We start from the raw sequence: 22642 nt of genomic DNA on the forward strand, positions 1-22642 counted from the left end.
AGGGCATGGCGACCGCCAAACCTCTGTTGATTCGACCCCTATTCCTTCTGGCCCGGCGCCTACGCCGGGTCGGTTTTGTTTGTGGGCGGTTGGCCTTCCCCGCCCTCCGTTTATCGACGGCGGGGGCCTTCCTTTTCGTCACCCTGGCGACCCCCTTCTCCCAGGCCCGGGCCCAGAGCCGGGCGTCCTTCTCCTCCCGCCAATACGACGAGTTTTCCACTTCCCGGGAAGACGGCGACTACTTCAGCCCCGACCGCCTTCGCCAACGCCTCCACACCTTGGACACCATGGTGGAGGGCCTCAACAACCGTTTCGCCCGGCTCCAGGGCCGTTCCTTGGACCGCGGCGCGTCGGAGAACCTGACGCCCCAGGTGTTCCAAGCCGCGCTGGAACGATTCCAGGCGGCCGCCCAATTCTCCTCGGAAATTGAAATGAAGCGGGCCCAGTTCTCCCAAACCCTGGCCTCCGCCGGGGGCTTCCAGTTCCGTTCCTACCCCGACGGCCGCCGAATGTGGTTTAAAAACGGCCGAGTCCACCGCATCGAAAACGAAAAAATCACCGACGGCCAGGGCCGGGTCGGCCACCAGGACGTGGTGGACATGGCCTACGACAAACGAGGGAATCTCCTTTCCTCCAAAACCATCCTCCGGGACGCCGACGGGCATCTGACCACCAAAAACTGGGTCGGGACCTACGCCGACGGGCCCAACGGGAAATCCGTTCTGGCCTCCTTCGCCGAAACCACCTGGGACCCCCTGGGGAACGAAACCAAAATCGAACGGACCGGCCTGACCTACGGCGACGGCGGGAAAAATGCGATCTCCTATCAGGAAACGACCACCGACAAATACGGGCAGACCGCCCGGCGCACCGTCACGGGCTCCTCCTACGATGGGGACGGAAACCTTCTTTCCTTTCACGAAGAATCCGAGGAAAACGGCGTCGCCCTGTCCAAGGATTGGTCCGGCGCCGTCTACCAGAAATACCAACGGGACGGCAAAGACGCCTGGCGCCTGACCTCCTACAGCGAAACCACGACCGACGCCCAGGGGCGCCAAAGCCGCCGGGAGTGGGGCGGCGCGACCTACGACGAAAACAATTCCTTAAAGACCTACACCCAGAAAGACACCGACTCCTCCGGCGAAAGCCGGGTTCTGACCTGGGGCGGGGCCCGCTACGACGCCCGGGGCAACGTGACGGAATTTACGGAAACCCGGACGGGTCCGGAGGGAGAGTCGCGGCGGACCTGGCGGGGCGGCCAATACGACGCCCACAGCCGCCTGACCGATTTTGAGGAGTTGAACGTCGACGCCCAGGGCGTCTCCACCAGCCGCCGCTGGTCGGGGGCGGAATACAACGCCAAAGGCGACCTTCTCCGATATCGCGAAACCGACGTGGACGGCCACGGTTTGGAATCGGTTCGAACCTGGACGGCCGGTTCCTACAACGACGGACGCCTCACCGCTTACTCCGAAACGACCGTGGACGACCGGGGCCACGCGGCCCTTCGTCAATGGAACGGGCTTTACGGCGCCGACCGTCGGTTGGGCTCCTTCAGCGAAGAGTCCACCGATGCCCTGGGGAACGTCACCCGACGGGGCCAGGAGGGATTGACCTACGATTCCCTGGGCCGCGCCCAGGCCTACGACGAATGGTCCGAGGACGCCTTTGGCCAGCGAACGGCGTCCCGTTGGACCGCCGCGGGCTACGACCTCAAGGATCGCCTCACCGGTTACCAATTAATCGAAACCCTTCCCTCCGGCCGAACCATGACGACCGCCCGAAGCGCCATGACTTACGACTCCGCCGGGCGGTTGGCGCAATACGACGACGCCCTGACGGCCCAGGGAGGAAATTCCCCCGACGCCACGGGGCGGCAGACGGTCCGGGTCCTGTCCTTTGATGCCTTTGGCCAGGCCACGCTGACCCAAACCACCTCCACCAACGCCCTGGGCGAAGCGACCGAGCGGACCCACCAAGCGGAATACGACGGCCGGGGCCGGTTGGCCTCCACCGCCGACACCCTCCGGTCCGCCGACGGCGCGCCGGACGTCGCCCGTTGGTCCGTCGACGCCTTTGACGAATACGACCGCGCCACGGCCACCCGGGAAATCACGGGCGCGGGCGAAAGCGAAAAAACAAAAGTTTGGTCGGGCCGGTTCGATTCCAAAGGACTCGCGACGGAATCCACCGAAACGACCACCGACGCCCGGGGCCTTTCCATCACCACCCGCCTCTCCGACGCCGTCCACAACGCCCAGGGCCGGTTGACGGATTCCCTGCAAGTCACCCAACGCTCGGACATGCCCGGCGTGACCATCGAAACCCGAACGACCGAGCGAACCTACGACCGGGCCGGCGCCGTGACCGGCGGGCGGGAAGTCACCCGAACCACCGGGGAATGGAACGGCCAACCCCTGGATGTCACCACCGTCCGCCGGACGGAGGAAGCCGTTCTGGCCGACGGGTTCGTCACGGGCTATCGGCAAACCGTCCTCACGACCGGCGTCTCGGACGGGAGATCCCTTCACACCCAGGATGAAACTCGCGTCGCTTTGGGCGCGAAGGGAGATCGCACCGAGACCACCCATCGGTTGGCCTTTGGGAAGGACGAAATCCTTGAAACCGACGCCTATTCGACCCTGCGGCGAACCAACCTGCTGGCGGACCTGGCCGGCCGCGCCCTTTCCTACACTGAGGAACGGTCCGAAGATTTCTCCCCCTTGGCCAAAACAACGACCCGGCGGGAAAACCGCTATTCGGCCGCGGGAGTCCTGACAGGGTTCACCGAGGACTCCGTGGACGGCCTGGGGCTCCGCTCCCACAGCGAAACCATCGGCCTGGTGGAGAACGCCGCCGGCCAACAGATCGCCAGTCGGGAACGCATCACGCACCCCGGCCAAACGGTGGTGGTGGACGAGATCGCCAAATCCGAAATAGTCTATTCCCCCCTGGGCCAATTGGCTTCCTACCGGGAACAAACCCTTTCGACCGGGCCCGGGCTTTCCAACGCCGCCGACGCCCGTAAAACCCTGAGCTACGACGGGGCCGGCCGAGTCGCCGTCTCGAGCGAAACGGGCACGCGAAACGGCGCGGCCTATACCACCAACACCTTCAACGCCGCCTTCGATTTGAAAGGCCGCCCAGTTCATTCCGTGGAAGAATCCACGGGCCCCGGCGGTCCCTCCGACATCGAACGGTCCGCCGTCGCCTTCGACGATTTCGGCCGGCGGGTTTCCTACCACGAAGAAGGCGTTGCCGGCGGGTCCATGGTCCATCAAACCGTCGCCACGGAATACGACGCCCTGGGCCGGGAGGCGGCCACCGAAACCACCGGTTTCCGGGAATCGGGCGCCTTCCGCGAGCGGAGCGAAACCACGGGGATCAACGATTTGGGCCAATCGACCGGCCGGCGGGTCACGGGGCATTCGGCCGCCGAAGGCGATTACGCTTATTCCCAGACCGGACAGGTTTACGGCCTGGCCGGTGATTTAATTTCGTTTGATAAAGAACGCACCGATGTCGACGGCATCACCCGTTCCCATTGGGCGTCCAAAGGCGCCGACGCCCGGGGCCGCTCCCTGGGTTATACCGAGACCGGGTCGGTCGCCAAAGACGGCCAGCCCCTTTACGAGTTCACGACCGAGCAAACGGCCGGGGCCTACACCCTTCAAAACCAAGCGGCCTCCTACGACGCCGTCACCACCAAACGATTCTCCAACGGCCCGGTGGAAACCGCCGCCACCCATTGGACCGACGGGGCCTACGACGCCCAGGGCCGCTTGACGGGCTTTAAAGAAACCCAAACGACGACGTTGACCGACAACGGCCAAACGAAAACGTCCACGACCTCCCGCCTTCGGGAAAGCGCCACCTACTACGACGACAACGGGCCCGGCCATCTCAAAGGCCAGTTGGCCTCCACGGTCGAAGTCCTGCTGGACGATTTGTCGCCGGAAAAAGCCCGGCGGGTCCGAACCGCCGGCATGACCTACGACGCCGAGGGCCGTTTGATCGGCGCCGAATCCACGACCGGCGAGGTGAACCGGCTGAAGGACGCGCTCCGGCGCCTGGGCGATCTGCTGGGCGGCGGCGCGAAGGCGGGCGGAAACATTTTGACCGGCCTGCGCCAACTTTTGGAGAACACCGCCGACCTAACCTCCGACGTTGTGGCCTGGGCAAAGGACAACCTGGTTTCCCCCACCCAGGTCTTCCTGGAGGGCCTGGGCGCCTGGCTGGCCGACGTGGCGGGTGGCAAAGGCGCCGCCAATCCCGCGCTGGACCGCGAAGCCGTGTCGGAACTGGTTTATCGAATTCACGAAAAGGCCGGCGGCGCCAACCTCGAGGAGATCCCCGCGGGATTTCAGTCCGCCGCCGCGGCGTTGGGGACCTTCGACCAAACGCTCACGGTGACCCGCGCCGTGGACAAAGTGTTTGACCCCCAGGGCCGGGCCACCGCCTGGCGCGAGATCGCCCTTTCCGCCTCGGCCCCGGACCGCCCGGCCGTCACCGACGTTCGCGTCACCTACAAGGACAATTCCCGACTCCTCTCGACCTACGCCGCCCGTACCGTGGAAGGCGAAAAAGTGACCCAGCTTTTCCGGGACCATTACGCCTACGACGCCTTAAACCGCGGTCTCTACCGCGAAGCGACCTTCGAGGGCGAGGACCTCGCTGTTCTCTCCGTTGAAAAAGGGAATGTTTCCACCACCGGCGCCCAGTGGGGCTCGCTAAAAGGCGAGGCGCGCTCCCTGCTCCTCTCGGACATATTGGAGGGCAGCACGGAAATCATCGGCAAGGTGGATTTCAAACGAATCGACGACGCGACCTTTGACGCGGCCGGGAACATGCTGGACATTTTCGGAACCCGAACGACTCGGGGAATTGTTTTGTCGGATTTCGCCCAAGGGCAAGCCATCCCAAGCGATTACGGCGCCATGGTCGAATCCGCGCTGAAGGCGGCCCAGGCCGAATACGACCAATCCCTCGCCGCCCTCGCCGAAATCGCCGACGCGGCGGAAGCCCAAGCCTCCCTTCAAAAAAACGCGGTCGCCCGGGACCAAGGGGCGGTTCAGGACGCCGACGACTTGTTGAAAGCCGCCATCGCCGCCAAGGAAGACGCCCTGGCGCGGCTGGCGCAGGCCGGCAAACGAAAATCCGAACTGGAGGCGGCCGTGGCGCAGTTCGTTTCCGACCGCAAGGAAATCGACCGTCAATCAATCACCCCGCGAACTCCCATTGCGCCCATTGTTTCCCCCGAATACGTGAAAGACGGCAAAACCTATGTGGACGTCACGACCACCCAGTGGTACCAAGTTCTCAAATTCGACGACGCCGGCAACTTGGTTAAGACCTTTGTCCAACGCCTGACGACGGATCGCAATCTGGTCGGGGGCCATGGCGGCGGGCCCGTCGACCGCACCGTGACCGAATCCGAAGCCGATCCGGGGAGTCTTTTCGGATTTTCGTCTGGGAATCGAGGAACCGAGATATTGTTAAAAGCCGACGACGGCCACGGCGCCTGGGCCGACAAACTTCCCCAAGGGGACGCCCCCAGCTTCCAAATCGACGGCAAGCGCCTTTTCTCTTTGAGTCCATCCGCCGTCGCCGCCCTCACCCGGTTGGCCGACCTTCACCGATCCCTCGCCGCCACGGTCGCCGAAACCGACCAATCCACCACGAATTTCAATGCGGCCGTTATCGCCGTTAACACCGCCGCCGCCGACCTGCAAACGGCCAACGCGGCCTTGGCCGTTTCCCAGTCGGCCCTGGACGCCGCCCAAAGCGCCGCGCAATCGGCCCAATCGGAACTTCAAAACATAAAAGTCCAAGGATTGTCCGGCCTCGAAAACAAAAAAATCGCCATCGCGGGCGAATTTGCCGCCAACGCCGCCGCCCTGGCTAAAACGCTTTCGGGTTTGGATTTGCTCCTTAACGGATCCCTCCGACTGACCGAAGCGGACGCCCTGGCCCTGGTCACCCGGGGGACCTTCGACCACGCCGGACAATCCCTTTCCCTGGCCGCCTTGGCTTCCGCCAAGGTCAAGACGAGTCTTAACAACGAGGAACACTTCGCCCAGTTATCCGTCGCCAATCCTCAAAAATCCGTTTCCCTTTCCTGGCAAGGCGAATTGATGTTGAACGGAGCGCCATTGGCCAAGAGCGCCCTGTCCGCCGCCTTGACCCCCAACGCCTTGGCGGCCCCGCCCGCTGCCGACGGTTCCGTGGCCGGCCTTTCCGTCGCGGAGGGCGGCCGCTTAACCATTAACCGAACCCTGGCCCAAACCCAGGACGCCGCCGGGCGGATCACCGGCCAAAACACCGAAACCCTCACCCTCTCCCGCACCGACGGCAAAACGACGGCCCGCCGAACCCTGCAAGACACCGCGGGGCAACAATACGACGCCCGGGGCCAGTTGATCGGCTACGTCCGAACCACCCGGGAGGACGGCAAAGACCCGGTGGTGGAAACTCTCACGGGCGCCGAGTACGACGACAGCGGCCGCCAGACCTCCAGCGATGTCCGCGTGACGGAGAGTTCCCCCAACGGGCTTCTCTCCCGCAACGTCCACACCGATGTTCTTTCTATTAACGCCGCCGGCCAAGCCGTCCGAAGCCGCCGCGTGGTCGACTCCGGCGGGCAAATCACCGTCACCCAGGACATGGCCGACACTCTTTTTGACGGTGAAGGTCGGGCGGTTTTTGCCTTGTCCGAATCCGTCGGCTCGTCCCGGGAATCCTGGGAACGGGCGGGCGGTAACTTCGCGGCCCTGACCGGGGAACGTACCCGCTCGGCCGGTTGGACCACGGCCTTCGATGACCGCGGCCAGGCCCTGTCGACCCTTCGGGTTTCAACGCCCAACTTTGGCGGAACCGCCCAGCATTTCGTCATTGAAACAAACCGAAACACCTACGACGACGCGGGACGACTGTCTCTCTCCACCACCGACTCGACGGAATTCGGCTACGACCCCAAAACCCGCTCGTCCCTCTACAAATCCGGTCGCGAGGAACGGCGGGCCCTCGCTTTCACGGCCGGGGGCCAGGCCCTCCGCGAACGGATCACCCGGACGGAGAACGGCCTGACGAGCGTCACCGAGGACGAAGCGGACCGGTTCTTTGACGCCCAGGGCCGAGTGGTTCAAACCCAAACCGTGTCCACCGACGCCCAGGGCCTTAAATCCCATTCCCTTTGGAAAGCCCTGGCCTTCGACGCCGACGGACGGTCTCTGCGGTTCGAGCGAACGACCACCGATGCCGCGGGCCTCAAAACCGTCGAGCGATCCGCCGAGGACGCCGCCTACGACGATCGGGGCCGATTGACGAGCCAATCCCTGGACCTGACCGAATGGAACGACCAGGGCACCCAATCCCGCTCCTACCGCAAAACCGAAGATCAATTCGACTACGACGGCTTCGGCCGTGTATTGAGCCTGCGCCAGACCACCGATAAAACCGACGCCAACGGCGCGGCGTTGCGCGACACCAAAACCCTGGCCTATCGCTACGATCAACAGGGCCGGGCCGTCAATACGTGGACCGACGGAATCGAAACCGCCGGCGGCCAAACCCGGGATTATCACTACGGCACCGCCGTCCTTGCCTTCGACGCCCAGGGCCGCAATGCCCGAACGCGAACCACCACCATTCAAGACGGTCTTCGAACCGACCGGTTCTCGACCTCCGACATTTCGTACGACGCCCAGGGCCGCGTAATTAAGAGCCGCGACCTGGTCCACCAATGGGGCACGGGCCTGGACGCCTACACGAGCGAAGAGACGACGAACAGCCTCTTTGACGACTGGGGACGGGCTGTGGACTCCCTTTCCATCGTGACCAACGGGGCGTTGAAAACCGTGTCCCATTCCCACGACTTGGCTTTCGACGCCAACGGGCGGCTCACGCGGCAGACGATCGACGTTCACGAGTCCTCCACCCTGCCCGGCATCGAATTGACCGCCGACCGCACCATCACCCAAACGGACATGAATTACGACGCCATCGGCAATCTCGTGGATTACACGAAGGTCGTTAAGGAAGGGGAATTGGAAGCGACCAGCCGGCCGGCCCTTCTGGAATACGACAAGAACGGGCGCGCGGTTGTTTCCTTGGAGCGCGTCACCGACAACCTTGGCCGGGACGAGATCGTCGGCAACGTGGGTTCCCAATACAACGCCCTGGGCCAGCTGATCGGCGGTCAGTCCATCACGGTCAAAGGCAACCCGGAGGCGTTGAACACCAAACAGCTTTCGGGGTTGGTCGCGGCGATTTTGGACGGGGATATGCAAACGGCCAAGGGACAAGCCCTTGTGAAATCCCTGGGCCTGGAGGGCCTGTCGGCCAACCGCACCGTTTCCCCCAACCGGTACGACGCCCAGGGGCGGTTGGTTTACACCGACACGGTGATGGACAAAGCCGGCTGGGCCCTGGCGGACGTGGCGAAAACCGAAGTCCTTTTCGATCAAACCATCTCCCGCGGCGACGCTTGGTGGTATGACGCGCAATTGAATGAGCGGTCCAAAGCCCTGGAGGCCCAGGGGTTCAAAATCACGGATAAAACTTTCCGGACCGAAGGAAACACCAGCGATCATCGCTACTGCTACGCCGCCCTCACTTACACCCGGCAAGTGAAGACTTACAAAGACACCCACGAGCGCTCCACCACCGCCGTGACGGCCTTTGACGCCTTAAACCGCCCCATCGCCCAAACCATCGCCACTCTCCGGGGCGCGAACGCCACCGTCAACCATCAAACGACGGCCTACGACGCCCAGGGCCGCGCGGCCGCCGTCGACAGCCGATTCGAAGAGACGGGCATCAACGGCGACGGAAGCGCTCTGAACCGCCGATTCAATCAACAGCAGTCCTTTACCTACGATGCCGCGGGCCGTTCCACCGCCGAGCGCACCCGGACCTGGGCGGACAGCGCCGCGCCGCTTAAGGACACGACCTCCACCGTTGACCAGATTGTTTATGAAAAAGGCCAGCGCGTGGCCTGGTCCGAAACCACCGCTTCCACCGAGCGGACCCAACAAAACGTCCGGCGGAGGGATTCGGTCCAATACGACGGCCTCGGTCGAATCGCCGCCTACAACGCCGACACCTACGAAGGCGAGCCCGGCGCCCTCCGCCTCCAATACAGCGACCGCAACGCCCGCAACACCTACGACGGCCTGAGCCGCCTCGTGTTGACACTGGGCCAACGGAATTGGGGTCGGTCATCGAACCCCCTGCCAAGCGCTGCCTCCCCTGGGTTGTCTCCTTCCCCCTTGATGGGGGAAGGCCGGGATGGGGGTGAAACCGGGGTTCCGGGCGGCGGCATTCAGGGCCTGAGCGAAGGCTGGACCTCCGGCGCGGTGGCGATGGCGATCGCCTACGAATATGCCAACGGGTCCTCTTCAATCTCCGGCCAGTGGGTTACCGCCCACGGCGCCGGGTTCAACGCCGAAGACTCCGTCCGCGCCGCGGGCATCGACCTAAACCACCACGAATACGGCATGCGTTACGATTCCGTGGGCCGCGTGACGGCCTACAAAGCGGCCTCGACCCAGATCGAGAAATACGACTACTACAAACAGGGCCAAAAGGGCCTGAAGCGATCGGTCAAGAAAGGCGCCGCCACCGGCGCCGTCACCACCGAAAGCGACGTGATCGTGACCGAGTTCGACGGGTTCGGCCGCACCGTGCGCTCCGTCACCGAAAGCCAACGCAACGACCTCAACCACACCTGGACCCGCACCGAAACCCTGGTCAAATCTTTCGACACCAACGGCCGCGCCCTGGACGTGGAGCGGCGCACCGATTCCAAAATGACGGTCGCCAAGAGCCGCGCAGGCCTTGGAGGAGCCATCACGAAGGCCTTGGGCAAAGCGGGCTCCTGGATGCTGGCCGCCATTATGCCCCTGATGGCTCCGGTCATCGCCTCCGGCAGCCTGGGCGGCCAAAAAATGTATTCCTCCAGCGTCGTCTCCCAACGCCTGGCCTACCGCCTGGACGGCGCCGTCGACGAATCCCGCACCACGACCGACACCCTGTCCCAATCGAACTACCTGCAGGGCAAAAACATGGGCGACACCATGATGATGGACGTGGCACCGCGGTCGGAGCCGTTGTAGCCTCTGTGGCGCCCTTGCGCTCATTCCCGGGCCCCAAGGCCTTGGCTTTGGCCGGTATCGCCGTGGCAGTAGGGACCTAACCCCCGACGGGGGATCGCCCCCATGGGCAGGACAGTTTGGCAAAAAAAGACCGGGCGGAAGCCAAACAAAACGCCATGGCGTTTTACAGCGCGACAACCGCCGCCGCTGTGGCCGGGATGGGAGCGTGGATGGCCGGAACAGGGACATTGTCGTCGACGACCAATGGTGTGACTACGTTGACGAGCGGCGGACGATTCTTGCTGATGGGGTTACAGGTGGGTGGCCAAATGACTGCTGCCAGCGCCGGAGGAGCCAACGGAAAACCCTCTGGACAGTGGGCGCTCTAGACGCGACAGGATTAATGAGCGGAGGGTGAGCCTGGCGGACTCTGGTGGAATAATGACAAAGACTCAAGGCACGCATTGACGATTGCGGGTTCCTTGGTCAGCACCCTTGGACTTACTTACGGGGATCAGAAACAGGGAACCACCTGGTTGACCCTTGGAAGCGCTTTGACGGGCGCGGGTAACGGAGGCCAAGGGGCGGCCGCTGCAGCCCTTAAGACATACGGCGTTCAGATGTATTCCAAGAGTAACGACGGTAGCGGCGGAATGGACCAAGACCGCCTCAACCGAGGGCTCGTGACCCAGGCTTGGGCTGAATTTGGCGGTGGAGTTATGGCGCTTGGCGGGGAGCGTTACCGGGACGAAAAGAAGGCCAGGGAGCTAGGGTGGAGCGTGAAGGAATATCGAGAAATCGCGCGGAGCCTTACCCCGGGCGCACCGGAGCCGATGACGCCAAAGGGTTCATGAAAGGCCTGGCGGAGGGGCTGACATCTCCGTTAAAGGCCATCGCAGGGTTGGGATTGGGGCTGAGCGACGTTTTGGGATTACGCGAGGATCATAGAAGTGGAATGGGGCTTCTTCTTCGGGCCTTCCGTTATCTATGAGTCTGTTTCCTGGTGTTCCCGTTGACGACGATTTGTCCGATATCTTTGCGGACTACGACACTGAATCCGCATTTTCCGGTATGAAATCCTTCAGGACGGACATCGGAAGTTTTAGTTCTTCACTTTATTCAGCAGGGCTGGCGGATTTCCTTAGTCCGATTGATTTAGATTACATCCCAGGTGTAGGTGCGTTGTCAGAAACTCGACTGTCGCAACCTTCTCGGGTTGGAACACCCGAGGCATTCCAATCGGCGGTCTCGCTTGACGCCAGCCAGAAGCAGTTCGACCTCTTGGCGACAGAGTTTGATTCCCAAAGGCAGGGCTTTGAGCTAACTTTAAAGAAACAGGCGGATACCGGTACCGCGTTAATCGACAAGCAGGCGTTCCACGACATGGCTATGCCAGAGATCGATCGACGGCTGGCCGCGGCAAGTAAGACCGGTCTCGTGAACGCCATAAAAGACGGGAATGTTAGTGAGATGTTGAACTCCATCCCTGGGGTGGAGGATCTGAAAAGCTTGATCAGCGGCCGGATTGCAAACTTGGACGCGGGGACTGTGGCTAAGGCGCCACTGAAAGCACTGGAATTGCTCCTTGGGCCGGCGGGAACAGAAATGGACCGTGCCGGTCAGCTGGCGACTCTTTATGTGCTGAAAGACCTCATGACGTCCTTTAACGGGCGGATCGGCAAAGAGAAAGCCGCCTTGGAGAGAGAAGGCAAGGCCGTGAAGGCGGCTGAGGTAAGCTTCAATGCGGCGGAGGCGGCGTTCGGCGAATTGAAGACTCTCTTCACCCAGGGCGCCTGGACGGAGAAACTGCAAAACCGATTCAACGCCCTTGTGGGGACCATCCGGGTTAATCAGATCCATGGCCAAATGGACCTTCTCCGCGTTCGGATCATCAATGGGTCGGTTGATTTCGAACAACGGTTGGAAGGACTGCACTTCCTTGCGGCTGGCAACCTCGCCACCACAGAAGCGTGGGGCAAGGTCGAATCCCTCATGGCGCGGGCCAGTGATCTGTTCGATCAAGTCGGTGGAATGCAGAAGGCCTTTGACCTTGGCGAACGAATCAGCGATGTTAAAGTGTCGACCGCTCTCCTTATTGGAGGAGTGTCAAAACATCTCGATGCTTTCTGGGCAAGAATGGCTGGGCTTGGGATGGGCAATTTACCAATGGCGGCTCAAGTAGTCAAAGACACTTTGTTGGGTGGTAAATTCGGCAAGGAATGGGTGTCGGGTCATATTGATTTCCTAGATGGTCGCCTTAAGACCGAACAAATGGTTGGAGAAGTCATGGGTTTGACGGCGGAACTGGCGCTGACCTGGGGTGTTGGATCGGTCATGTTGCAAGGGCGTTGATATGTTGGGGCGCACGGTCACAACCAAGGAGCGCAGGTGGATCGGATGGAGTAAGGCAGGGTCCGTTTTTGTCCAAGGCGCAAAGGGCGGGCTGGGTTTTGTGAAATGGACGCCGCTGGCGGAGGCTGCCGCGGTCATGACGGCGGGCAAACTACCAAAGACGCTTACCTATCGGGCGGAGCGTGGCGCAGCCAATTATGCCGCAAAAGTTGAGAAAGTGGCTGTAGACGCCAAACGCGGGCTTACCTTTGCGGAGAAAGCCAGAATAACCGCGACCCAGCAGGGGGCGGCAACTTTATCCTTAACCGAAGGCATGCTGATGGGGATGGGGGCAGACCATACGACTGCATGGGCGGTTGAAAAGGGCGCCAAAGCGGTGGGCCTGAACAGTATGACCGCGGAATCCCTGGGAAGAAGTGCGGGAAGCTTTGTGGGCGGCGTGAGCATGGGAATGGTGAGCCGGTACCGAGGCCGGGACATGGAGCTGGCCCAGGATTTTGTTAAAGGCAAGTTTGAGGCCGGAAAGACTTATTCCGTTAACATCCAAAGCGCCGAAGCCTTGGCGCTCTTCAAAAAAGCGGCTGGCAAATACGAAAAAGTCTGGATTAAGAACCGGGTGGAGTTTAAGCCCAATGTCGATCCCGAGCTATTGGCGGCAATGAAACCGGCGGATGTGGCCAAGTATGGGAAATGGTTGAACACGAGCGAGGCGGCAAATGTTAAAGCCGAATTCGCTGCTCGTGAAAAAGTCCTGCTAAACGACCGGATTGAGTTGGACCTTCTCGTGGGATCGAAAAAGGCGATTTCCGCTCGATATGAAAGAGCGGCCGACGCAGTTGGCAAAGTGAAAGCCCAGCAAGAAAATGTTCTCGCTGTGAAAAAACTAGAATTGGCCAAGTTAAAGCAAGACCTTATTCAAATTGAACAAACTCGAGGAGGTGAGGCTGGTGGGATTCTTCAAACGACTGTTCGGCAAAAAGGAGGGTGGTTCGCCTCCTTTGGAGAAAAAATCAACCGGTTCTTCGGACGCGTCCCGTCCGCTGACCCCGGAAGAAATGCGGAAATTCCAAAAGGAATTGCAAAAAGGAATCTTAGCGAACAAGAGGGAGATAGCGCATTTAGAAGAGGTTTTTCAATCTCTGAAAGAATCAGAAGAGTCTTTGCTGGGCTCGTTGGCAAAGAACGAAAAGAATTATCCGGAATTGAAGGAAATGATTGGAGAATTTCAAAAGATACCTGGGAGCGAAAAGGATATAGCAGATTTACAAGAAGCACTGAGCGAAATAGATCGAATGCAGCCGGGGATCAAGACCGAATTGGATTCCGTGAGAAAATCGATGCGCCAAACGCTTTTGGCAATAAAGGAACACGAAAACCTAATAAAGGAACGAACCGGGATTTTGAACAAACCAAAGAATTAACAATCCCGGATTTCAAAGAACTAAAAGTTGAAGCACTGAAAGCTGAAATTTCTGAATTAAGAGTATTCCAATCATCGCTTGATTCTGCCGCACAAGTATTTAAAGAAAAGGCACGAGGATTTAAAGCGCGAAGCGAGGACTTTAGGCGTGCAAGTGTAGATGTCGAAAAGAAGCGTGTCGCGCTTCGGGAGAATCGCCTCGCACTCGATTCGAGCGCAACCAAACGTCCTTCTTCCAAAAAATCCGCAGTTGAGATGACCGTCCGGGCAATTCCAGACCGCCCGGTTTACGAGCCGACGGGGCTTTTGGCAAGAGCCGGCGTTCTTTGGGACAAGGCGACACTACGAAAAACGGGCAATTACGAATTGCTCCCGGCCACCGCTGACAGCCCAGCGACCCTTTTTGTCGTTGCCGCTGAAAAAACACCTCTCTCCACCTTCTCCCGTTTGGGCAAGGCTCTGCAGTCCGAATACGTTGTCGCCATTCGTTTGTCGAATAAAGTCGGCGCCAAACCGGAAATTACGCTCTTTGATGTAGCCACCCATGCCGAGGGCCGACCTATCATGTCCCTTCGCCAAGTTGCCATGGGCGGCAAAGAAGTGTCTGCCGGTGGGGTCCAATTCAACGACTACCGCGACGCCATTCGACTGCTATCTTCCCATGCCGCCATCAACGGTAAGCCCATCATGAGCCGGACAGCATTCTTCGAGAAAATCCGGGACGTTGCCCCCTCGCTGTCCGCCGAGGTCCAGGGATATATCGCCGACGAAATCAGCTCTGCGGCCACAAAAGGCCTAAAGAGTTCGGTCCGCCAGTGGCTTTTGGGTGACGACGATCATCGAAACAAAGGGTTTCTTCTGAAGACGTTTGGGAAAAATGAATCGGTCGTTGGTAATGAGCGCGGAGGCATTCTCGCAGAAAATGTTTCGTTCAAGCAGGCTTTCCGAAACCTGAAGGAATCCTTCTTCCCGAACCAAGCCAAATCCCTCCCCGCGGCACCGGCCGACGGCCCGCCTTTATTGCCCTCCGGAGAGAAGACCCCGGTCTCCGCTCCTCCCGGGAAGTCTGTCGGGGCCGGCGCCGCCCACGAGTTCCATCGGTTCGCGGATTACTCACAAACCGCGCTCATTAACCGCGGGAAACACGGCGCGGATTCAGTCTTCAACCAAAGTTTTGAATCGCGAGTCTCCCCCGACTTCACCAACGGCGGCCAAAAGCTCGTCCGCTATATGGCCGAAAACAAAATCGACACGATCAACGGTCGTCAACTGACCCCCCATGAACTGAACACTCTCGCCACTGAAGTGTCGAACAAGATCATGACCTCAGGCGAAAGAGCAAACTCCTTCGTCAAAGACGGCAATGGCAATAAACTCATCGAAGTCTGGGCCAACGACTTCGATGGTGGCATCTTTTCACAAAAACGGGAGAGTTCGTCGAATTCGTCGGACCGGATTCCAACAGGAAAAGACGATGCAAACTTTCAGCCAGCCGCGCGTGCCGGGCCACCCCATGCCGCAACACAGACGCAGATTCTTCAACAACGGCAAGATGCGTTATTGAATGGGGCATCAGGAGTGAATATCACCCCGAGAAGTTCAGCCGTAAAATATGAAACAATCGGTAGCGGGCATCGAACGTTTTTGACTGATTTGAAGGCTGTTGAGGGGGTTGTTGGACCCTTGACGGGTGATCGGATCAAGATCACAAAATCGCAGGCGCGACTTTTAGAGAAGGAGATCGGGTTAAATCGCAATTATTTGGAGCCAAGGAATATCATCTACATCGTCGATGATATAAATGCCCGGGCGCCTGCATCTCCAATCAAAGGCAATAACTACTTTCAAGGTGGCAATAAGGGATTGCCTGGCGGTGGACCAGAGATTACAATCCATGGCATCCCAAGTGTCGGGGGTCGAAACGTGCGACAAATTATTCTCGAGGTGGATTAGTGGAAAATACCAAGCCAGTTGAAGTCGAGGAACGAAAAGGGTGGACGATTGGTTGCCCGTCCTGCTCAAAATCGATTTTATACACCAAACTCGTGAATTGGGAGAGTCCAACCCCGTTTTTTTATTGTGATTCCTGCAACGACGTTCTTCTCAGAAAAAGTGACAAGAAACTGGTTGAATCACGCTTGGCAATAAAAAATATCGATGTTCCGGGGCTTGAAAAACTTTGGGAAGAAATAGCGTCGAATGCCCCTAATTGCGGAAAAGGCGGTAGGTTCACCGTTTGGTCAAACGTCAGATGTCCGCATTGCAAGAAGGAGTTGCCCTACAACAGCGGGATAAAGAATTCTGCGGTAAGGATTAATGAGATGGAAATAATTCTCGTTGACGGTGCCACTGTTATTGGTGACAGTTCGGAGGATACCTGGAGAGTCAAAGTTCTAAGTTGAACCGGCAATTATATTTGGCCCAAACATATTCCCGTTAAAATATCTGTAATGCTCCCCATTAGTCAAGGGGTTCCTAAGAGAGTGCCGGGGCTGGTTGGTTGATGGCAAGGGCCTCAAACTCGGCCGGTGTTCGGTGGCCGAGGGTCAAAGTGCCGGTGCCGCTGGTTGTAATCGATTTCGATCAGTTCTGTAGTTCTTTGACCAAAGACAAACGGGCTGTCCCACTCGCGGAGCCAAACGAGCTCTTCTTTCAGGGTCCGATTGACCCGCTCGGTGTCAGCGTTGCCCTTGGGGTTGTTGTAGCTGGTGAACGCCTGGGTAATCCCCAAGGCGTTGCAGGCCTTCTGGAAACCAGGGCGTGGGCTGGCAGCCATTGTCGCTCGCGAGCTTGACGTCCTGACCGCGACTCCCATTGGGGAACCGCCGATTGACCGCCATGTTTAGCGCCATCAACCAGTGCTGGGTTTTGGCCTGGGGTCCGGCGTAATAACCCACGATCGTCTTGGTATACCAGTCCAACACCAAGACGACGTAGATCCAGCCGTAAGTTGGATCAGGACCTTGGTCATATCGATGCCCCACCATTCGTTGGGGCGGACGGCGACGGGCTTGCTCCTCGACGACGTCCTCTTGGCTTTAAGGCGCAGGTTGGGCTTCACCAAGAGGTCATGGCGACGCATCAAACGCAGGACGCGCTTTTTGTTGATGTTCATGTGCTCATCGTATTTGAGCCGGGCCCAGATCCGCCGGTATCCCCAGAAGGGGTGATCCGATTTCAGGTTCTTGATCTTTTTAACGATGTCCTGGTTGCGCTGGGTGACGGAACAGGACGGCCGCCTCAAAGCCCGAGCTCCTTGAGCTCGATTTCTGTTTTTTTTAACTCCATCGTGAGCTCCCCGATCATGTGCTTGAGCCGGGCGTTCTCCTCCTGGAGTCGAAACTGTTTCTTGTCGGGTGTTTGTCAAAGATGCGGTCGGTATTGGCCAAAAAGTGGTCACGCCACTGGTAATACTGGGCCTGGCTGATTTGGTGTTCGCTACACAGGTCCGCGATGGCTTTACCGCGTAGTCCTTGGAGGACGATCATGGCTTTCTTTTTCGGTTCCCATTCTCTTCGTTTCATGGCTGAGTCTCCTCGGTTCGGGTCTCAGCCCCATTTTACTCTCTTAGCAGGACCCCGGCCTTAATGGGGAGCAGCATATATCTTGAGGATAACAGTGAAAAACATTTTTAGAACCATCGCATTCTTTTTTGTAGCCGTAGCGTATCCTTGCTTCGCCAGAGCTGAAATTTTAAGCGTTTTGGAAATTGGCAAAGCAAGACTCAAGGGACCCGGTGTCATTAGCAAGTCGATAAATAAGTCCCCACATACTGGGGTTTTGGTTGAAATCCTATTGGGAAATGACACAGAGTTTGATCTCATTTCCGAAACGGTATTCATTGAAAATGAGGACGGGGCGAAAATCAATGCGGATGCGTTGGCCCTTTTTGTTGATGATGGTATGGTTCGATACCAGGCCTTAAATGCTCCTAAAGGCGAATCTTGTCAATATGGGATTGACGAAATACTATTTCCTAAATTTCCGCATGAAAGCAAGGCAGTTTTTAAATTACAGAACAAGGCTGGGTTCAAAGTTGAATCCACTGGGGAGACCAGAGTAATCTTGTTTTTAACCTTTCCTGTGGCACAAAACAATTTAAAAACAATTCAAGTCGCCCATTGGGGTGCAAAAATATTACCTCAAGAAAACAGTAACTTAATGAAAAAAGGTCGCCTGTATTTGGGATTCAAAATGTTTACCCCTGGGATTGAAAGCCTTAAACGCTTTGTTAAAAATGACCCGAATAATCCGGAAGGCCATTTTGTCCTGGGTAGTGGGTATCAAATGCAGGGCAATAACGCCGAGGCAATTAAAGAAATGGGCTTAGCTGTCGATCTGGCTGCAGATCGTTGGTTGTACCTTGATGCTCGAGCAATTGCCTTTTGGGGAATGAAAAAGTTCGATGAAGCTGAAAAAGATTGGGAACAGGCCATTTCAGGTTTTCCTAAGGAAGCTAGTTTGTACAGAAATTGGGCTTCTGCATTGAGGAACGAAGGACGTAATAGTAAGGCGCTTGAAGTTGTGGAAAATGGACTTAGGAGAATCCCGAAAAACGAAGAGTTGATTACTCTGCGGTCTAACATATTATTTGAGATCCGCAAAAATCAAAATAAAAGTGCTGAGAATGAAGAACCCGTCATCAATTCTAATTTACCAAGCTATTCTGATGTTGTTAAAACATATCCCAGAAATTTGAAGGTTTATGACAATGAAGTTACGTTGGAAATTGAAGGTGGAAAAGTTATCGCCAAAGGTGAGTTGATTGTTGATGGAGATCGGGTCATTTCAGTAGATTTTGGGACAAAATGTACCATTGGCCAAAGTTTTTCGTTTGAAGAGAGCCAATTTCGACCTGGGGATAAAGTCATGTACGACAAGGATAAGAAAATGATCAAAGTCGGTTCATGGAAATAAAATGAAAACTGCGGGAATGCCATTTCGAGGTGGCGCGTGAAATTTTTTGAAGCTGATGGCTTTGCTGGATTTCTTAAGTCAGTGGCATTAAATGTGCTGGCAATTTTAATTTGCCAGGTGCCTTTTCGATTCCTCAATGAGGATGTCGGGTTGCCTGTGGCCGCAGTAATTTTTTTTACGAATATTGTTGTGCAAGTGTTTTGTTGGTCTGAGACGAAGAATTTGAAAAGGTTCCGATGGTATCTATTGGTTCCTGTTCCACCCATTTGGGGTTTGATGATATTGTATTTGAGTGTTGTCAAAAAACGAGCATGAAAAAGTTGAACGCACCCGATGGCCTTAAGCAATTTATTTGGTTCCTTCCACTCTTGTTTCTCCAGGCATGTTTGTCAGTTCCGACCAGATTTGGGGGTTCACCTCAATCTCTTCATGGTAAGATTGCCGGAGATAGATATATCGCACCAGAAAACTGGTTTTCGTTCAAGATTTATGATGCGAAATTACCAGGATCATCGGTAAGTGATTCTGGTGGCGACAATTCCGGAACTGTAATGTATTCAGACGATTTCGGCGGACTGGTTCGTGTGGATTACATGCGGATGAATAAGGAATCCCGGGATGCACTAAAAAAGATTGGTGAGGAGGCCTTTCTTAAGAATATCCTGGATAATTGGATTGGGGAATTTGTCATTCCAAATTCCCCTGAAACGACTTTGATTGAAGAGGTTTTTTCTAAGGACAAGCATGGCAAAGGGATGCATTTTGAAATAATTGACATGCCAAAAGGATCAACACTGTCAACTGAGAATGGCCGAATGGACGCTATTCGAGGGTTAGTGTCGTTCGTTTCAGACGATTGGTTTTTTATTCTGAGCGAACAGGCGGCCACTGGATTGCGAGATTTTGCCCCGCATCCTGAAGGACAAGAGGCTTACCGCAAAAAAGAAATTGCTGACCTTAAAACGAGGCTTCTCTCTCGGAAACTCACTTTTGTTCCCCAATAGGCCTATGACCTTCGTCGGCAGTGCTTGTTGTCCCCTAGAGAATCCCCGAGAAATCGAAAGAACTTGGCCCCTAACTGTCGTAAAAACTGTCGGGAACAATTTTCGCCGACAAATTGCCGATCAGGTCGATTTCGGTGTTTTCAGTGGGATGAGAAACCTGAGCTAGAATTCATCGCATGGGAAACGTGATCCTCGGATTTGCGATGTTTGCTTAGAGGTGAGCATCTGGAAAATCTGAGACGGAAAATGAGGCCAGACTTGCTCAATCCGGCCAAAATCCCCACACAATCTTTGCATGGGGGTGAGACTACCGCAGTTTCGGAAGTTCTCGAAAATCTGTTTTTTCACCCGCCTGACCGTTCCGCAAATTACGCCTGACTGCCCCGATTTTCCCGAAGCGCGGTTTTTGCATTCGGGTGATGAATTCCAAAAAATCTTGTAATGCTCCCCATTAGTCAAGGGGTTCCTAAGAGAGTGCCGGGGCTGGTTGGTTGATGGCAAGGGCCTCATGTAATGCTCCCCATTAGTCAAGGGGTTCCTAAGAGAGTGTAATGCTCCCCATTAGTCAAGGGGTTCCTAAGAGAGTGCCGGGGCTGGTTGGTTGATGGCAAGGGCCTCAAACTCGGCCGGTGTTCGGTGGCCGAGGGTCAAGTGCCGGTGCCGCTGGTTGTAATCGATTTCGATCCAGTTCTGTAGTTCTTTGACAAAGACAAACGGGCTGTCCCACTCGCGGAGCCAAACGAGCTCTTCTTTCAGGGTCCGATTGACCCGCTCGGTGTCAGCGTTGCCCTTGGGGTTGTTGTAGCTGGTGAACGCCTGGGTAATCCCCAAGGCGTTGCAGGCCTTCTGGAAACCCAAGGACGTGGGCTGGCAGCCATTGTCGCTCATGAGCTTGACGTCCTGACCGCGACTCCCATTGGGGAACCGCCGATTGACCGCCATGTTTAGCGCCATCAACCAGTGCTGGGTTTTGGCCTGGGGTCCGGCGTAATAACCCACGATCGTCTTGGTATACCAGTCCAACACCAAGACGACGTAGATCCAGCCGTAGGATTGGATCAGGACCTTGGTCATATCGATGCCCCACCATTCGTTGGGGCGGACGGCGACGGGCTTGCTCCTCGACGACGTCCTCTTGGCTTTAAGGCGCAGGTTGGGCTTCACCAAGAGGTCATGGCGACGCATCAAACGCAGGACGCGCTTTTTGTTGATGTTCATGTGCTCATCGTATTTGAGCCGGGCCCAGATCCGCCGGTATCCCCAGAAGGGGTGATCCGATTTCAGGTTCTTGATCTTTTTAACGATGTCCTGGTTGCGCTGGGTGACGGAACAGGACGGCCGCCTCAAAGCCCGAGCTCCTTGAGCTCGATTTCTGTTTTTTTTAACTCCATCGTGAGCTCCCCGATCATGTGCTTGAGCCGGGCGTTCTCCTCCTGGAGTCGAAACTGTTTCTTGTCGGGGTGTTTGTCAAAGATGCGGTCGGTATTGGCCAAAAGTGGTCACGCCACTGGTAATACTGGGCCTGGCTGATTTGGTGTTCGGAACAGAGGTCCGCAATGGCTTTACCGCGCAGGCCTTGGAGGACGATCATGGCTTTCTTCTTCGGGTCCCATTCTCTTCGTTTCATGGCTGAGTCTCCTCGGTTCGGGTCTCAGCCCCATTTTCCTCTCTTAGCAGGACCCCGGCCTTAATGGGGAGCAGCATAAGAGTGCCGGGGCTGGTTGGTTGATGGCAAGGGCCTCAAACTCGGCCGGTGTTCGGTGGCCGAGGGTCAAGTGCCGGTGCCGCTGGTTGTAATCGATTTCGATCCAGTTCTGTAGTTCTTTGACAAAGACAAACGGGCTGTCCCACTCGCGGAGCCAAACGAGCTCTTCTTTCAGGGTCCGATTGACCCGCTCGGTGTCAGCGTTGCCCTTGGGGTTGTTGTAGCTGGTGAACGCCTGGGTAATCCCCAAGGCGTTGCAGGCCTTCTGAAACCCAAGGACGTGGGCTGGCAGCCATTGTCGCTCATGAGCTTGACGTCCTGACCGCGACTCCCATTGGGGAACCGCCGATTGACCGCCATGTTTAGCGCCATCAACCAGTGCTGGGTTTTGGCCTGGGGTCCGGCGTAATAACCCACGATCGTCTTGGTATACCAGTCCAACACCAAGACGACGTAGATCCAGCCGTAGGATTGGATCAGGACCTTAGTCATATCGATGCCCCACCATTCGTTGGGGCGGACGGCGACGAGCTTGCTCCTCGACGACGTCCTCTTGGCTTTAAGGCGCAGGTTGGGCTTCACCAAGAGGTCATGGCGACGCATCAAACGCAGGACGCTTTTGTTGATGTTCATGTGCTCATCGTATTTTGAGCCGGGCCCAGATCCGCCGGTATCCCCAGAAGGGTGATCCGATTTCAGGTTCTTGATCTTTTTAACGATGTCCTGGTTGCGCTGGGTGACGGAACAGGACGGCCGCCTCAAAGCCCGAGCTCCTTGAGCTCGATTTCTGGGGGCGAGGCGAACCAAGGCCCTGGCCAAGGGCGATGACATCAAAGCTTTTGATCGGGACCTGCGTTATTTGGAAGCGCGCATCGGCGGGGCCATCGTGGTTCCCCCGGGGGCGGGCGTCGAGGTTCGGTTTGGGGCGAGCGTTTCGATTGAAGACGAATCGGGAACGAAGCAGAGCTTCAAGATCGTGGGAGAGGACGAAGCCCGGGCCGGAGGGAATTTATTGGCCTGGTCTTCCCCCTTGGCCCAGGCCCTCTTCGGGGCCAAAGCCGGGGACGCCGCGACCCTTAAAAGCGGCGAAGGGCCGAAAAAGTTGCGCGTGCTTTCGGTGAGCTACGAAACGAACAAATAGACCGGACCG

The 22642-nt window shown here is 57.2% G+C and carries 13 protein-coding genes; 7 read left to right on the forward strand and 6 right to left on the reverse strand.

The genetic code is table 11. The features are described from left to right. Positions 1–5 precede the first annotated feature (5 nt). The 4 genes from IPP68_04435 (at position 6) to IPP68_04450 (ending at position 16268) form a co-directional block, all read left to right on the forward strand. Positions 6–10115 carry an RHS repeat protein gene (locus tag IPP68_04435; protein ID MBL0349606.1) on the forward strand — a complete coding sequence of 3370 codons (10110 nt, stop codon included), beginning with the start codon at positions 6–8 and terminating at the stop codon, positions 10113–10115. A gap of 966 nt (positions 10116–11081) precedes the next feature. Beyond that, positions 11082–12446: a hypothetical protein gene (locus tag IPP68_04440; GenBank protein ID MBL0349607.1), complete on the forward strand. Its 1365-nt coding sequence runs from the start codon at positions 11082–11084 to the stop codon at positions 12444–12446. A gap of 1 nt (position 12447) precedes the next feature. Beyond that, entirely contained in the window at positions 12448–15819 is a 3372-nt protein-coding gene (locus IPP68_04445; protein MBL0349608.1) for a hypothetical protein, read from the forward strand. Continuing rightward, positions 15819–16268 carry a hypothetical protein gene (locus IPP68_04450; GenBank protein ID MBL0349609.1) on the forward strand — a complete coding sequence of 150 codons (450 nt, stop codon included), beginning with the start codon at positions 15819–15821 and terminating at the stop codon, positions 16266–16268. Before IPP68_04445 ends, IPP68_04450 begins: the two co-directional genes overlap by 1 nt. Positions 16269–16717: 449 nt before the next feature. Here IPP68_04450 and IPP68_04455 read toward each other — a convergent pair whose 3' ends face one another. Both IPP68_04455 and IPP68_04460 read right to left on the reverse strand, forming a co-directional pair. Beyond that, a complete protein-coding gene (locus IPP68_04455) occupies positions 16718–17110 on the reverse strand; it encodes a transposase (protein MBL0349610.1) in 393 nt (130 codons plus the stop codon). Between the two features lie 58 nt (positions 17111–17168). Further along, entirely contained in the window at positions 17169–17390 is a 222-nt protein-coding gene (locus IPP68_04460; protein ID MBL0349611.1) for a transposase, read from the reverse strand. Between the two features lie 94 nt (positions 17391–17484). On the opposite strand from IPP68_04460, the gene IPP68_04465 reads away from it, so the two are divergent. Together IPP68_04465 and IPP68_04470 are read left to right on the forward strand one after the other, a co-directional pair. Next, positions 17485–18783, forward strand: coding sequence for a hypothetical protein (locus tag IPP68_04465; protein MBL0349612.1), 1299 nt, complete (start codon positions 17485–17487; stop codon positions 18781–18783). A gap of 311 nt (positions 18784–19094) precedes the next feature. Beyond that, the gene (locus IPP68_04470; GenBank protein MBL0349613.1) at positions 19095–19787 is read left to right on the forward strand and encodes a hypothetical protein; all 693 of its coding nucleotides are present in this window, start codon (positions 19095–19097) and stop codon (positions 19785–19787) included. Positions 19788–20363: 576 nt separating this feature from the next. Here the strand turns inward: IPP68_04470 and IPP68_04475 are convergent. From IPP68_04475 to IPP68_04490, 4 genes are read right to left on the reverse strand one after another with little or no spacing between them, the layout of a single operon-like run. After that, entirely contained in the window at positions 20364–21134 is a 771-nt protein-coding gene (locus tag IPP68_04475; protein ID MBL0349614.1) for an IS3 family transposase, read from the reverse strand. A gap of 58 nt (positions 21135–21192) precedes the next feature. Next, a complete protein-coding gene (locus tag IPP68_04480) occupies positions 21193–21414 on the reverse strand; it encodes a transposase (protein MBL0349615.1) in 222 nt (73 codons plus the stop codon). A 43-nt stretch (positions 21415–21457) separates the two neighbouring features. Then, entirely contained in the window at positions 21458–21742 is a 285-nt protein-coding gene (locus tag IPP68_04485; GenBank protein ID MBL0349616.1) for a transposase, read from the reverse strand. Beyond that, positions 21664–22254, reverse strand: coding sequence for a transposase family protein (locus IPP68_04490; protein MBL0349617.1), 591 nt, complete (start codon positions 22252–22254; stop codon positions 21664–21666). Before IPP68_04490 ends, IPP68_04485 begins: the two co-directional genes overlap by 79 nt. 97 nt (positions 22255–22351) lie before the next feature. On the opposite strand from IPP68_04490, the gene IPP68_04495 reads away from it, so the two are divergent. Beyond that, positions 22352–22633, forward strand: coding sequence for a GreA/GreB family elongation factor (locus IPP68_04495; protein ID MBL0349618.1), 282 nt, complete (start codon positions 22352–22354; stop codon positions 22631–22633). Positions 22634–22642: the final 9 nt, after the last annotated feature.

The organism is Elusimicrobiota bacterium (assembly GCA_016722575.1).
Classification (GTDB): domain Bacteria; phylum Elusimicrobiota; class Elusimicrobia; order FEN-1173; family FEN-1173; genus JADKIY01.